A 15348-nucleotide genomic window follows, 5' to 3' on the forward strand; every position below is an offset into this window, starting at 1 on the left:
GCCCCCACTATTTTACCAATATCATTTTCTTAGTTTCCGAAAAATCACCTGCGGTTATTTTATAATAATACACTCCGCTTGGGGAATTTGTCCCGTTCCAGTCAGCTTTATATGTGCCGGGTGATAATTCCTGGTTCACAATTACTGCAATTTCCTGCCCGATAGAATTAAATACTGCCAGCTTAACCAATCCCTTTTCTTTAACATCAAAATTAATATTTGTAACTGGGTTAAAGGGGTTTGGGTAGTTCTGTGAAAGTGAAAATTGTTTTGGAATCTCGGTTGATATTGGCTGAATACCGATTAGCTCGGAAAGTGGTCTGCGGTAAACTGCGCCGGTTTGGTAAACCATAGCAAATGCATGAGTACTGTTACATACAATTTCATCAATACCAATGTTTGCAGGTAAACCTATCGAAACATCTGACCAGTTAGTCCCGTCATTTGTTGATAAATAAATCTTGCTACTATTGGTAGCAACAAAAATATTTGATTTAATCACCGATAAAGCCCACAAACTGGTATTGGTCCACGAAGGATTTAAGTTCTCCCAGGTTGTACCATTGTTACTGGAAGACCAAACACCGCCTTTGGTAGCGATATACAGCTTGTTATTCGCAAACCTTATTTCGTCAACATCTTTGGAATTTCCCGTTAAGTTTCCATTAATTCTTGTCCATGATGTTCCGCCTAAAAAAGAAACATAAATTCCCTCAAAGTCTGCCGCATATACATAATTGTTATCTATTGCTATACCGCCTTCGCCCCAAGGCTCGGTTCCACCATCCATAATTATCCAGTTTGCACCTAGATTGGTTGTATAATACACATAAGTGCCATTTGATGCCAATACATATTGATTGGACGCAGCAACAGAGTAAACTCTTGTAAAAGAAGCGCTATACTCCCTGATCCAATTCTCGCCGTGATTTAATGAAAAATATAATCCGCTGCCATCATTACCGCTCCACAATTTTCCTTCTGAATATGTAAAATCGTAAATTTTGCGGTAAGTATTAAATCCATTGTTAATTGTTATCCATGTATTACCGTTATTCGTAGTTTTATACGCTCCAAAATCTGTGCCTGCAAATACAGTATCTCCTACACAATAAAGAGTGTTTCCATATGCAGTGCCCGTACCGGCCGTTAACTGCCATTGCGAAAGCAGGCTTAAATTCAAAATGATTAGCGTGAAAATTGTTAAAGTTGTTTTCATTATTTATTTTCTCCTTAAGTTTGGTTTTTTATAAAATAAAACAGGGATAACCCCGCAGCATTGCTGCGGAGCTATCCCTCTAAACGCGTGAATGCAAATATAGTTATTAATGTTGTTAATTATCAATTTATTTATTGAATATTGATTTTAGAACTATGCATAATATTACCATTATTATCAAAGGCCTCAAGCGTACAATCAAATTTTGCGCTCTCTTTTCCTGTTTTAAACATGACACCGTGTAAACCTTTTGATATATCACCATCAACCAACATTGTTTTTGCGCCGGTTTGTAGATTGATTGCATATAGAATAGCGTAACAGTCATCATTCAAATTGAATTTGATATTAATGCATTCATTATTTGAATTTGCCTGAAATAATGCAAATCCCGGGCTGCCCGCAGATGAATTATTTGTGCTTTGAGCATTTGTTGAAAAGCAAGCAAAAAACAAAAAAGCTGTGAAAAGTGCGATTTTTGATATTGTTTTCATTTTGTTTGTTAGTTTATTTTTTATTAATTTAGTTTTAATATATTTTCCTATTCTGAACTGTTACAAATATATTCACCTGCTTTAAGTTGAACAAAGAGAAATTAATCCTGAATTCATCTCAGGAAAATTCTAAAATGTATTAAAAACAGCAAAAAAAAGAACATTTCTTAATAATTCTTTCATCTCAATTTATGCTGAAAAGTAATGCTTTAGAGATCATTAAGAGCCTCACAAAACAAGAAATTGCCGAATTCAGCGATTTTTTGATCTCTCCTTTCTTCAATAAAAAAAAGACTGTAATTAAATTATTCACTGAAACAATGAAGTATGCGCCGGATTTTACGGATAACAGCTTAGAAAAGGAAACGTTATGGTCAAAAATATACCCGGATAAAGAATTTAACTATGGGGTTATGAAAAACCTTATACATGACCTGACCAAACTTGCTGAAGAATATATTACACAAAAAGAGTATAGCTTAAAAGAACTGCTGCAATTTGAGCATCTTTATGCTTCGTTGAATAAAAGAAATTTAAGAAATGTTTGCCTTAAAAAAGAATCATTACTTAATAAAAATTTCAGAGATGATGTTTCTGACTTTACAAATACAAACTTTGATGAATTTTACGGCAGCTTAACAAAGATTTATGAAACAAAACTTTGGGATTCATCTTTTAATGATCAGCAGGAATATTTTAATGAAGAAATTAATTGCATGACAGATAATTTTGTAACGGGTATTTTAATTCATTTAATTAATGTTTATTATTTAGCGTTAGTAAGCTCGTATAATGATAAAGGTAAAGAGATTACCGGCAATACAGCCGGTATTATTCTAAAAAATATTTCCGATGATGCTATTGAGACTGTTATAAAAGAATTAGGTAACCGTTCAGAATTTAAAACAAAGTTAATTAAGGGTTATTTTCTGGCTCATAAAGCTAATACTAATTTAAATGAGTCCAGGTATTTTTTTGAATTTAAAAATTACTTTTTGAATAATTATCAAAACATGCCATATAATTATTTAAAAGATTTGGATACTTATTTACTTAATATTCTATCTTCACTTAAGGACTCCTCGGTTGATAAAAAGAGCGAATTCTATAGTTATCATCATTTCAGACATGCAAACAATCTGGTGCCGGAGCGAAATAATCAACTAAACAGTATTCAGTTCATACCCTGGATGTTTCTTTTTTTGGATGAAAACAGACCTGATGAACTTGAAGAATATATCAAAAGCTATAAAGATTATATTGTGGACGATGACAGAGAAGCTACTCATATTTTTGCAGAAGCGATGACGTTTTTTTTGAAGTCAGAGTTCGGGAAGTCATTATCGTTAATAAATACGATCAAATTTAAGTCAGCAATGCTGAAAAATATTCTTAAAAAATTTTCTCTTATGAACTTTTATGAACTGAAAGACTTTGAAGGGTTTAGTTTTGCTTACGATTCTTATAAACATTTCTTAAATTATGGTAACTGGGCGAAAAAAGAATGGATAGAACATTATATAGAAAAGACCAAAATATTTGCGGGTGTAATAGACACATTATTTAAATTATGGGAATCAGAAGATAAAACCAGAATATTAACTTACGAAAAAAAACTTGTTAATCTTAATATCGATAACAAGAAATGGTTTCTGAGAAAAATTAATGAATTAAAAACAAATTAAAACCTAGCTTTTACATCTAAAGAACAATGTTACCGATACTTAGGCGGTATAATTGCAATATTAAAACACGAAGAAGATAAAGATAAACTAAAGCATAGCTGGCATTAGTAATTTTGAGCGGTATAAATGTAGTTAAATCAACTACAACTGTTTAAGCAATATTATTATTGAGTGCGTAAATACTATATATTAATATTGCAGCATGAAAGAAACCAGACCGATCAGTATAACAATTTTAACAGCAATTTTCTTAATTTGTCTTTTGGCAATAAGCTTACAAAGCGCAGAAAATTCACATGTATATTCAAGCCCAAAAGACCGTGAAATAGAATCCCTTAAACAGGAAATTCAGATATTAAAAGCAGAAAAAGTTATTTATTCAGCCGGCTTTAGCTCACCTGCAGTAAATATCCTGGTTATCCTGCTGTTTTCTTCAGCAGCAGGTATTGCCACCGCATACTGGACAAAACGTAAAACCCGGTCATTGTGCCATTGCAACAACAGAAGAATGAAAATGCTAAAAAAATGAAAGAAAACACTAACAGCTAAATAACTATTTAACAGTTTGTTAATTTAAATCTCTTCCAGGCTATCATTAGTACACAATTTACCGTTCATTACCTTGCTTCCAACCTAAAAAACTGCTATATTTGTGAGATAATTAATGTTTATGAATTGAAAATGGCGCTCCTAAAAGCGTCTTTTTTGTTCTATAGCCCTGCTTTTTTCAAGGGACTTAAATTCTGATTAAAAATTAAATAAAAATATATATACATATGAGGCTTAAGAAATGAAATCTGAGATAGTTGAATCCTTTTCACAAATGGTGAAGGATAAAAAAATCGACAGGGACCTGCTTGAAAGTATAATCAAGGAAGTGTTCGGGATGATGATAAAGAAAAAGTACGGGCAGAATGCAAACTACGACGTAATTGTGAATATGGATAAAGGCGATATTGAAATGTATGTTTCAAAGGCTGTTGTTGAAACAGTTACCGATCCTGAAACAGAGATTACGGTCGAAGAGGCAAATGAGCGTTCAGGCGAAGAGCTTGAAGTTGGTGATGATTACACCGAAGTACTTGATTATGTTTCCTTCGGAAGAAGACATATTGTGAACCTGAAGCAGAACCTGAACCAGAAGATCCGTGAAGTAGAGAAGGAAATTATTTATAACGACTATAAAGATCTTGTCGGTGAAATTATTGTCGGAGAGATCTACCAGATAAAGCCTCACAGCATTCTGCTTATCCACAACGGGCATGAAATACAGTTCCCTAAAGGTGAACAGATCGCCCGCGAGCGGTACAAAAAAGGCGAATCAATAAGAGTATACGTTAAGGAAGTATCTAAGAAGTCTTCGGGACCGCCTTCAATCATAGTATCGCGCTCCGCTGATGATTTCTTAAAGAAATTATTTGAGCTTGAAATCCCCGAAATTTATGACGGTGTGATAGAGATAAAAGGAGTAGCGCGTGAACCGGGTGAAAGAGCCAAGGTAGCGGTTTATTCTTACGATGACAGGATAGACGCAGTTGGCGCATGTGTTGGTATGAAGGGCATCAGGATACACTCCATAGTGCGTGAGCTTGCCAATGAGAATATTGATGTAATTAATTACAGCGATGATATTGGACTGTATATTGCAAGAGCTCTTGCCCCGGCCAAGCTTAAGGATATATATCTTGATAAAGCCAATAAAGTAGCAAAGATCGTAGCTGATGAAGACCAGATCTCGCTGATAATCGGCAAGAACGGCCAGAACATTAAGCTTGCAAGCAAGCTGACGGAATATGAAATTGATGTAGAGCGCAACAGCGGCAGGCCGAAAGATATTGAAGAAGCTCTTGAGCGCGAGCTTGAGCTTCAGGCTGAAGAAGCTGAAAACGAAGAACTGGAGGAAGCTGAAGATTCAGCTGAAAATGAGGATGAAAACATTCCCAAGCTGCCAAAGGATATGAAAGATTCAGATGATGACGATGATGATTCAGATGATGATGGAGACGACGACGAAGAAGAAGGTGAAGAAGAAGAGGGCGGCGAAGAAGTAGCAGAAGAGGAAAAGAAATAAACGGGGTCCCGCAGGCTTTAACAGGCGGGCTAAAGCAGTAAAACTGATTCAACGCTAAGCGAAATTAATAAAGTAAGGTAAAAATAAATTTAATGCCCGAAACAACAAATAAAGGTTCAAAAGGAATACAGATATCAAAGATTGCCAAGGAAGTAAACAGGCAGTCCGGAGAAATACTTGAATACCTGAAGCGTATAGGTGTCGAGGTAGGCGGAGTTATGTCTAAAGTTGATGAAAGTGCTTACCAGAAAGTGTTAGGGCATTTTAAAAGTGATCTCGAAGAAGCTGAAAAGCATAAACAGAAGCTCGTTGAGTTCAAGAAAAAGCATAAAGGCATAGAAATTGCCGAAATTGAAGATGAGGTCCGCAAGGAAAAGGAAAAGAAGCTTAAGGAAGAAGAAGAAAAGCAGAAGCTTAAAGAAGCAGAAGATAAAGTAAAAGTTGAAAGAGAATCACAGCTTCAGAAAGACCTTGAAGAAAAGCGCAGGCTTATAAAGGAAAAAGAGGCTGAAATTGAAAGACAAAAGCAGAAGGAAGCTGAAGAAAAGAGGCTTGCCGAGCTTGAAGCGTTAAAGCCGAAAAAAGAAGAACCGGTAAAAACAGAAGCAGTAAAGCCGGCAGAATTGCCGCAGGTGAAAAAACCTGAAGAGACTAAAGAAGCCGTTAAGCCGGCAGATAAAAAACCCTTTACACAAAAGCCGGGTGAGTTTAAGACTAAAAGGCATGACGACCGCCATGGCAGAAAAGACGGCGGCGGATATAAAGGCAAAGGCACAGGTACAGGTACGGGAACCGGCCAGGGGTCGCAATCAACCGGGTATAAAAAACCGGGCGGTTACCAGGGCAGAAAGACCGGCGGAACATTTGAACGTGTAACAATAAAGGATGATTTCCGTAAAAATAAAAAGCCGGCGCCCGGACAAAAGCCGGGATTCAAAAAGCCTTTCACTTCACGTGAAGATGAAAAGAAAAAAGATGATAAAGGAGTTGTAAAGCCGGCAACTGAAAATGCTGATGCACTTGCGAAAAAACGTGACTTTGACAAGAATCTAAAATCAAAGAAACAGAAATACCAGGACGGAGCTGAGGCAAAGAAGAAAAAGAAATTAGCAGATGAAGAGGTTACAGCGGAAATCGAAGAAGCGATCCGCGAAACCATGGCTAAGATGGATGAGTCAGGTTCTGCTACAGCTAGACAGCAGCTTAGGAAAAAGAAAAAGAAGGAAAGACTTGAACAGGAGCAGAAAGAAGCCGAAGAAGTACTTGCTAGAGCTAATATAATTCAGGTTACTGAATTTGCTTCCACATCAGAGCTTGCGACACTTATGGGTATTGAAGTAAGCCAGCTTATACAGAAATGTTTTGAGCTGGGAATGATGGTTACTATTAACCAAAGGCTTGATAAAGATCTTATTACCCTGCTTGCTGATGAATTTGGATTCAAAATTGAATTCCAGAAAGAATACGAAGTTGACGCTCTTGCAGATATTGTTGATGATGAAACAAAGCTTATTCACAGGCCCCCGGTGGTTACAATTATGGGTCATGTTGATCATGGAAAAACATCATTGCTAGATTACATCCGCAAAGCCAGTGTTGTAGCCGGCGAAGCAGGCGGAATAACCCAGCATATCGGTGCTTACCAGGTAAAACTTGAAGACGGAAGGCTGATATCATTCCTTGATACGCCGGGTCACGAAGCGTTTACCGCTATGAGAGCGCGCGGCGCGCAGATTACAGATATTGTTGTTCTTGTAGTAGCTGCTGATGACAGCGTAATGCCTCAAACAATAGAAGCTATTAACCATGCGCTTGCGGCAAATGTGCCGATAGTGGTGGCGATAAATAAAATAGATAAGCCGAACGCGGACCCGACTAAGATCAAAACACAGCTTTCAGAAAAAGGTGTGCTGGTCGAAGAATGGGGCGGCAAATACCAGTCAGTTGAAATTTCCGCAAAACAGGGTACTAATGTTGACCAGCTTCTCGAAAAGATCCTGGTTGAAGCCGAAGTGCTTGACCTGAAGGCAAACCCTGACAGGAATGCCCGTGGCGCGATAGTTGAAGCCAAGCTTGATAAAGGCAAAGGTATTACGGCAACTGTACTCGTTCAAAAAGGTACTTTAAGGCTGGGTGATTCATTTGTAGCCGGAAATTACAACGGAAGAGTTAAAGCAATGTATGATGAACGCGGCCACAAAGTTAATGAAGCTAAGCCGGCAACACCTGTACAGGTTCTCGGCTTTGACGGTATGCCCCAGGCGGGCGATGTATTGGTATCAATGGATAGTGAACGCGAAGCAAGGGAAATTGCATTAAAGAGACAGCAGCTTAAACGTGAACAGGATTTCCGCCAGGTGAGATTCATAACGCTTGACGATATTTCCAAACAGATCAAGGAAGGCAAGCAGGTTGACCTTAATGTTATCATTAAAGGTGATGTTGACGGTTCGGTTGAAGCACTTTCTGATTCACTGCTGAAGCTTGGAACAAGCGAAGTAAAAGTAAGCATTATTCATAAAGCGATCGGTGAAATTACTGAATACGACGTTCTGCTTGCAGCAGCATCAAGCGCGATAATAGTTGGCTTTAACGTAAGACCTAATTTGAAAGCAAGAAAGCTTGCCGAGGCAGAAAAAGTTGATATAAGGCTGCATAATATTATTTACGATGTAATTAACGAGATCAAGCTTGCTCTTGAGGGTCTGCTTGAACCGGAAAAAACAGAAGAGGTACTTGCAACCGTTGAAGTTCGCGAAACATTTAAAGTGCCTAAGATAGGCACAGTGGCCGGCTGTTATGTTGTTGACGGCAAGGTTGTAAGGAATAATAAAGTAAGGCTGCTGCGTGACGGCTTCGTTGTATTTGACGGCCATATTAACGCTTTGAAAAGATTTAAAGATGATGTAAGAGAAGTTGAACAGGGCTTTGAGTGCGGTATGAGCCTTGAAAATTTCAATGATATCAAAGTTGGTGATATAGTTGAATCATACACAATTGTGGAAACAAAAAGGAAGCTGGAGCAGAAGTAGGTTAATAATTGCCAAAGCTATATGAATATTTGGGAATTGTAGTTTTGTTCTATTCAAACGAGCATACTCCAATACATGTTCACGGAAATTACCAGGGGTCCGAATGCCGGGCAGAAATAATTGTAGTAGACGGGAGTATCGTTAAGATAATTTTCAAAAGAGTTAAAGGAAGAAAACAATTACCTGTATCAAAATTGACAGCATTCAAGAAACTGGTTAATAAATATTCTTCAGATATTGTAAAAAAGTGGGTGGATTATTTTGTCTATAATAAACCAATAAAACCCAAAAGAATAACAAAAGTAATATAAACAGTGGCTTTTAAAGAAGAAATATTAGAAATAAAATCGGCAATTTATATAAAAGATTATAAATTAAAATTGCTGTTTAATGATGGCAAAAGTAAAACTGTGGATTTCGGTGATTTTTTAAAGAACTCTTTAAATCCCATGACAAAAAAATTCTTGAAAAAATCTTTATTTCAGGATTATTCTATTAAATATGGAGATTTGGTTTGGGGTGATTACGAAATGTGTTTCCCAATTTGGGATTTATATGAGGGAAAGATTTCTTAAGAGGAAGATATTTTGAACTTGTTTGGAAACTAGTTATGTCAATAAGAACAGAAAAAGTAGCGGAAGAAATTAAGCATCAGCTTGCCAATATTTTAACCAGGGATCTTGCTGAGCTAAAACTTGGGTTGGTGACTGTAACACGTGTAAGAATTAGCAGGGATCTTAAAAATGCCAGGGCATATGTCAGCTTTATCGGCAATAAGGAGCCCGCAGAGGTTTGCCTGGAAAAGATAAATAACAGGAAAAAACAGATAAGGATGCATTTAGGTTCAAGTATGCATTTGAAGTTTGTGCCTGAAATAGATTTTTATTTTGATGATAACATGGAATATGCCAGCAGGATCGATGAGATAATAAAAGAGATCCATAAGGATGAACAGGATCTGCCGGCTGAGAGCAATGATAAAGGAAAAGAATAGTTTTGATGGCTCCGGATACGGATGTTAAGAGTATTGATGTAATAGGTGATGATTTCTGGCAGCTGGGCTGGCAGCAGCGAAGTGAAAAAGCCGGTAAAGAAGGTATTACCGTTCTTTTTGATAAGCCAAAGGAATATACAAGCGCGAGGCTTGTAAACATTGTAAAAAAATTCCTTGATGTGAATAAAGCCGGGCATTCAGGCACACTTGATCCCAAAGCCACAGGCCTGATGATCATCTGTACAGGCAAAAGAACAAAAATGCTGAACATGCTTTTGGGATGCGATAAGGAATATGAAGGCGTTATTGTGCTGGGCGAGAGGACAAAAAGCTTTGATAGCGAAACTGAGGTTTTTGAAAAAAATGATATCAGCTTTTTAACCCCTGAAATTCTTGAAGCTTCAGTTAAAGAGCTTACCGGCGAGATCGAACAGGTGCCGCCAATGTATTCTGCCGTTAAACACAAAGGTAAGCCGTTATATAAGATGGCAAGAAAAGGCATTGAGCTTGAAAGAGCCCCGAAAATTGTAAATGTAAAAGAGTTTGAAACAGGGCTTATTACCGGTAACGAAGTAACTTTCAGGGTTGTATGCTCCAAGGGTACTTATATAAGGTCACTTGTAAGCGACCTGGGCGATAAGCTGGGAACCGGCGCATATCTAAAGGAATTAAGAAGAACCAAAATAGGTGAATTTGATATTAAAGAAGCAATGAATGTAGATGATTTTATTAACAGAAACACCGAACGCTGAACATTGATGAACGTATACAGAGATTTAAAGGAAGTTCCTTTTGATAAAAGATCTGCGGTAACAATAGGTACTTATGACGGGCTTCACCTGGCGCACAGGCAGGTAATAAATAAAGTGATTGCGCTTTCCGGAGAAAAAGGCCTTCGTTCTTTTATAGTTACATTCGAGCCGCATCCGCAGGAAGTACTTAAAAATAAAACGCCTGATATAAAGCTGCTTACGGCAATTGATGAAAAGCTAAGGCTGTTTGAGGCTGCGGGTATAGAAAATGTTCTTGTGATAGAGTTCACTGAAGAATTTTCAAAAACCAATGCCCGTGAGTTTTATGAAAAATATATAGCCGGCGGCATTGGCTTGAGCGATCTTGTTATTGGATATGACCATCTTTTCGGCAGGAACAGGGAAGGCAGCTTTGAGACATTAAAAGAGCTTGGCAATGAGTTTGGATTTGAAACGCACAGAGTTGAAGAAATTGATGTTGAAGGCAGGCCGGTAAGTTCTACCCGTATACGGCATGCGCTGGCAGAAGGCAACATTGAAGAAGCCAACAGGCTTCTTGGGTATGAATATGGATTTGACGGAATTGTAGTAGAAGGCGATAAGGTCGGAAGAACTATAGGTTACCCGACAGTTAATCTGAAACCCGTAAAAGAAAACAAGGTAATGCCCCGTGAAGGCATATACTGCGTAAGGGTTATCCATAACGGAAGAGAATATTTCGGCATGATGTACCACGGTTACAGGCCTACTTTAAGCGAAGGAATAAAGCGCGCGCTTGAAGTTCATATATTCGATTTCAGCAGCAATGTTTACGGTGATAAAATCACTATAAGCTTTTTGACCCGCTTAAGAGATGATAAAAAATTCTCAGGCAAAGAGGAGTTAATAGCGCAGATAGATAAAGATAAAGAAGATTCACTTAGATACATAAATGAGTTCAGAAAAAATAAAATTAAACAATAAATAATTTAAGGAGACAAAAGTAAAGATGTTAACCAAAGAAGCAAAACAGGAAATAGTATCCAAGTACGGTTCAAGCGCTAAAGATTCAGGCAAAACCGAAGTACAGATCGCTATTTTAACAACAAGAATAAACACGCTTACAGAAAGCCATTTTAACACCAAGAAAAAAGACAACCATTCAAGGCTTGGACTTTTGAAAATGGTTGGTAAAAGAAGAAGGCTTTTAAAGTATCTTGAAAATAAAGATATAACCAGGTACAGGGCTATAATTAAAGAGTTAAATATAAGAAAATAATTTCAGGCAGGGCTGTTATAAACAAAAGAGGTTATTCTGTTAAACAGGGCGACGAAATACCTATCGCGTATAAACACGGCAGGCATTTCGCCATCCTGCTTTTTAGCATAATCAGTTGGTTATGTGAACGCAGAATAACTCCTTTAAAAAAATAACAGCCCTTAATTAATTTAAGGAGAAATAAAAAACAAAGATGGTAACAGTAAAAGAAATGGATCTTGGCGGAAGAACGCTGAGACTTGAAACAGGAAAGCTTGCAAAACAGGCTAGCGGATCTGTACTTGCAAGGTACGGCGATACAGTTGTACTTTGTACAGTAGTAGGGGCTGATGAGCCGAAAGAAGGAATGGATTACTTTCCGCTGCAGGTTGAGTTCCGTGAAAAAACCGCAGCAGTAGGTAAAATTCCCGGCGGATTTTTTAAGCGCGAAGCAAGGCCGAGCGAAAAGGAAATATTGACAGCAAGGCTTATTGACAGGCCAATAAGGCCGCTTTTCCCCGAGGAATTTATGTGCGAAGTGCAGGTTATCTGCACGGTTTATTCAAGTGACCAGGAAAACGACGCTGATGTTATTGCTGCAGTCGGCGCATCTGCTGCACTGATGGTTTCAAACCTTCCCTTTGAAGGTCCGATGGGCGAAGTTAGAGTAGGCAGAGTTAACGGTGAGTATATTGTAAACCCCACGCACTCACAGCTTAAAGAGAGCGATATGGATATGGTCATCGGCGGAACGGCTGATTCAATTGTAATGGTTGAAGGTGATGCAAAAGAGCTGAGCGAAGCCGATATACTTGGAGCAATTAAATTTGCGCATGAAAACATAAAGAAGATCTGCGCAATGCAGTCTGAATTTGCAGCAGAACGCAATGTTGCCAAACGTGAAGTTAAGCCGATTGAGTATGACCAGGAGCTTAAAAGCTCAGTTAAAGAGCTTGCCGCAAAAGTAATTTCTGAAATTCACAGAAGCGATGTTACCAAGGATGAAAGAAGCCAGAAGTATAAAGAGCTTTATGAATCAATAGAAGAAAGCCTGAAGGAAAAATTCCCCGAACAGGAAAAGATCATTGCTAAGCATTTTGATGATATCCAGTATTACGATATGAGAGAGATGATACTTACTGAAGGCAGAAGGCTTGACGGCAGAAAAACGACTGAGATCAGGCCGATAACCTGTGAAGTTGGATATCTTCCGCGTAATCACGGCTCTGCTTTATTTACCCGCGGAGAAACACAAAGCTTAACATCAATGACACTTGGCACTGCAAGCGACCAGCAGATCATAGACGGCTTAATGCCGGAAGATAAGAAGCGTTTCATGCTTCATTATAACTTCCCGCCGTTTTCAACCGGTGAAACCGGCAGATACGGTTCAACAGGAAGGCGTGAGATCGGTCACGGGCATTTGGCAGAAAGATCACTTGAAGGAATGCTGCCTGCTGAGGAAGACTTTCCGTATACTATCCGTATTGTAAGCGATATACTTGAATCGAACGGTTCATCATCAATGGCAACTGTGTGCGCAGGCACGCTGGCGCTGATGGATGGCGGCGTTCAGATAAAACGCCCTGTTGCAGGTATTGCAATGGGTCTGATAAAAGAAGGCGAGAGAGTTGCCGTGTTAAGTGATATCCTTGGCAACGAAGATTTCCTTGGTGATATGGATTTCAAGGTATGCGGTACATCAGAAGGCATTACCGGCCTGCAGATGGATATAAAGATTAAAGGCGTATCATTTGAAATTATGGAAACTGCATTGGCTCAGGCTAAAGAAGGCAGAATGCATATACTTGGTATAATGAAGGAAGCTATTGCAGAACCAAGAGCTAAGATATCAGATTACGCTCCGCATCTTTACACAATGACAGTACCTGTTGATATGATAGGTGCAGTTATCGGACCCGGCGGAAAAAATATCAGGCATATTATAGAAATGTCAGGTGCTGAAATTAATATTGATGATGACGGAACAGTGGTAATTGCTGCTGTATCAGGTGATTCAGCACGTATAGCACAATCCATGATAGCCAAGATCACAGAAGTACCCGAAAAAGGCAAGACCTACAACGGCAAAGTTGTTAAGACAACCGATTTCGGCGCTTTTGTGGAAATACTTCCAGGCAAAGAAGGCCTGCTGCATATATCACAGATAGATAAAAAGCGTGTCGCCAAAGTTGAGGACGTATTAAAACGCGGCGATATGATAACCGTAAAGGTACTTGAAATTGACAGCAAGACCGGAAAGGTATCACTTAGCCACAAGGCTGTAATGGAAGATGAAGAAAAAGCCGCTAAGGGTAATCCCGAAGAAGTTAAGACGGAAGAAAAACCGGCTTAATACAAATAGCAGTTAAAAATTACAAATAGTAATTCACAAAAGCCTGTTCAATCTGAAATTGAGCAGGCTTTTTATTTAATAATTTTTAAATATTGCATTTTGAATTAATTAGCAGATTTATATATTATAATAAGCAATCATTTATGAACCATAATATATTAAATGAAAAAATTTTATTTTTTAACAGTCCTTCTTATCCTGTTTCTGTTTACTACCTCACAGGCACAAACACCACAATGGTATCTTTTACCTGACTCACCCCCGCAGGGCAGATATGATGATCTGTATTTTATAAATGCTTTTACCGGCTGGGCAGTAGGTGAAGGCTCAGTTTCAAGGATAATTAAATCCACTAACGGCGGAATAAACTGGCAGCTCTTATCCTCACTGAATAATTCATATTCCAGGGCAATTTGTTTTTTGGACTCAGTAAACGGATTTATTGGTACTTTAAACGGTTCTCAGCATTTATACAGGACAACTGACGGCGGTCATAACTGGGCTTATGTTGACCTAAAAGACGATTCCATTTTAGGTATTTGCGGGTTGAATTCCTTTGGAAATACGATTTTAGGAAGCGGAATGTATTCAGGCTACCCAAGGATCGTGATTAGTACAGACCGGGGTTCAACATGGCGGGTAAAAAACCTGGTCGCTTATGCAAACGCTCTTGTGGATTGTTATCTTGTAAATGAAACCGAAGCCTTTGTAACCGGTGGGATCGGTTCAACGTATGCCAACAGAAGATCAGTAATATTATATACCTCTAATGCCGGTGAAACTTGGGAAACTAGATTTACTTCTAACCGTGCGGGAAACTGGGGATGGAAGATCAGCTTTCCTTCACAAACAACGGGGTATGTAAGCCTGGAAAATAACAATCTTGAAGATACGAGTTACTTTGCAAAAACTACTGACGGTGGAATAACCTGGAGTGAAAAACTTTACGGCGCAGGTTTGAATTTCAGAGAGCAGGGAATTGGCTTTGTGAATGAAACAACTGGCTGGATGGGCGGTTATACTAAATTTTATGTGACAACTAACGGGGGAAATGACTGGAATCAGCTAAATCTTAATCCGGAATTTACATCAATAAACCGCATAAGATTTTACGGAGACACATTAGGATATGCAGGAGGGAAAAGGATTTATAAATATACAACCGATAACACAATTGGAGTATCAGGCACTCAGCATATACTGCCGGTTGAAATTGCGCTGCACCAGAACTATCCGAACCCGTTTAACCCTGTTACAACCATTAAATATGAAATATTTGAAACATCAATGTCTAAGATCACTATATATAACGTTTCTGGTGAAGAAATATTTTCTTATTCAAATGGTTTCAGAGCTCCCGGTAATTTTGAATTTATGTGGTTTGGTACAGACCACAGGGGCCGCCAGGTACCTTCAGGGGTGTATTTCTATACTCTGGAAACAGAAAATCATATTGAAACTAAAAAAATGATATTGGTGAGGTAGAACTCAATTTTAACTTCAGCCCC

At 38.4% G+C, this 15348-nt stretch carries 14 protein-coding genes; 12 read left to right on the forward strand and 2 right to left on the reverse strand.

The annotated features are described in order from the left end of the window. Positions 1-7 precede the first annotated feature (7 nt). Both J0M37_03905 and J0M37_03910 read right to left on the reverse strand, forming a co-directional pair. Positions 8-1219, reverse strand: coding sequence for a T9SS type A sorting domain-containing protein (locus J0M37_03905; GenBank protein ID MBN8584215.1), 1212 nt, complete (start codon positions 1217-1219; stop codon positions 8-10). 131 nt (positions 1220-1350) lie between these two features. Then, positions 1351-1713: a hypothetical protein gene (locus J0M37_03910; protein ID MBN8584216.1), complete on the reverse strand. Its 363-nt coding sequence runs from the start codon at positions 1711-1713 to the stop codon at positions 1351-1353. Positions 1714-1904: 191 nt separating this feature from the next. Here J0M37_03910 and J0M37_03915 point away from each other — a divergent pair, with 191 nt between their 5' ends. The 12 genes from J0M37_03915 to J0M37_03970 all read left to right on the forward strand — a co-directional run bounded on the left by J0M37_03915 (position 1905) and on the right by J0M37_03970 (position 15325). Next, on the forward strand, positions 1905-3398 hold the full coding sequence (locus tag J0M37_03915; protein ID MBN8584217.1) for a hypothetical protein: 1494 nt from the start codon (positions 1905-1907) through the stop codon (positions 3396-3398). A 202-nt stretch (positions 3399-3600) separates the two neighbouring features. Then, positions 3601-3927 carry a hypothetical protein gene (locus J0M37_03920; protein ID MBN8584218.1) on the forward strand — a complete coding sequence of 109 codons (327 nt, stop codon included), beginning with the start codon at positions 3601-3603 and terminating at the stop codon, positions 3925-3927. A gap of 261 nt (positions 3928-4188) precedes the next feature. Next, positions 4189-5469: a transcription termination factor NusA gene (nusA, locus tag J0M37_03925; protein MBN8584219.1), complete on the forward strand. Its 1281-nt coding sequence runs from the start codon at positions 4189-4191 to the stop codon at positions 5467-5469. 92 nt (positions 5470-5561) lie between these two features. Further along, complete coding sequence (infB, locus tag J0M37_03930) at positions 5562-8501, forward strand: translation initiation factor IF-2 (protein ID MBN8584220.1); 2940 nt, start codon at positions 5562-5564, stop codon at positions 8499-8501. 8 nt (positions 8502-8509) lie between these two features. Continuing rightward, positions 8510-8812, forward strand: coding sequence for a DUF4160 domain-containing protein (locus J0M37_03935; GenBank protein ID MBN8584221.1), 303 nt, complete (start codon positions 8510-8512; stop codon positions 8810-8812). A 21-nt stretch (positions 8813-8833) separates the two neighbouring features. Then, a complete protein-coding gene (locus tag J0M37_03940) occupies positions 8834-9076 on the forward strand; it encodes a DUF2442 domain-containing protein (GenBank protein ID MBN8584222.1) in 243 nt (80 codons plus the stop codon). A gap of 35 nt (positions 9077-9111) precedes the next feature. Next, complete coding sequence (gene rbfA, locus J0M37_03945; protein MBN8584223.1) at positions 9112-9495, forward strand: 30S ribosome-binding factor RbfA; 384 nt, start codon at positions 9112-9114, stop codon at positions 9493-9495. Between the two features lie 5 nt (positions 9496-9500). Next, positions 9501-10247 carry a tRNA pseudouridine(55) synthase TruB gene (gene truB / locus J0M37_03950; protein ID MBN8584224.1) on the forward strand — a complete coding sequence of 249 codons (747 nt, stop codon included), beginning with the start codon at positions 9501-9503 and terminating at the stop codon, positions 10245-10247. Between the two features lie 6 nt (positions 10248-10253). Further along, positions 10254-11210: a bifunctional riboflavin kinase/FAD synthetase gene (locus J0M37_03955; GenBank protein ID MBN8584225.1), complete on the forward strand. Its 957-nt coding sequence runs from the start codon at positions 10254-10256 to the stop codon at positions 11208-11210. A gap of 25 nt (positions 11211-11235) precedes the next feature. Then, positions 11236-11505 carry a 30S ribosomal protein S15 gene (rpsO, locus tag J0M37_03960; protein ID MBN8584226.1) on the forward strand — a complete coding sequence of 90 codons (270 nt, stop codon included), beginning with the start codon at positions 11236-11238 and terminating at the stop codon, positions 11503-11505. Between the two features lie 193 nt (positions 11506-11698). Then, on the forward strand, positions 11699-13840 hold the full coding sequence (gene pnp / locus J0M37_03965) for a polyribonucleotide nucleotidyltransferase (GenBank protein ID MBN8584227.1): 2142 nt from the start codon (positions 11699-11701) through the stop codon (positions 13838-13840). 162 nt (positions 13841-14002) lie between these two features. Continuing rightward, the gene (locus J0M37_03970) at positions 14003-15325 is read left to right on the forward strand and encodes a T9SS type A sorting domain-containing protein (protein ID MBN8584228.1); all 1323 of its coding nucleotides are present in this window, start codon (positions 14003-14005) and stop codon (positions 15323-15325) included. The last annotated feature ends 23 nt before the right edge of the window (positions 15326-15348 follow it).

The sequence above is a fragment of the Ignavibacteria bacterium genome (assembly GCA_017303675.1).
GTDB lineage: Bacteria > Bacteroidota > Ignavibacteria > Tepidaquicellales > OLB5 > OLB5.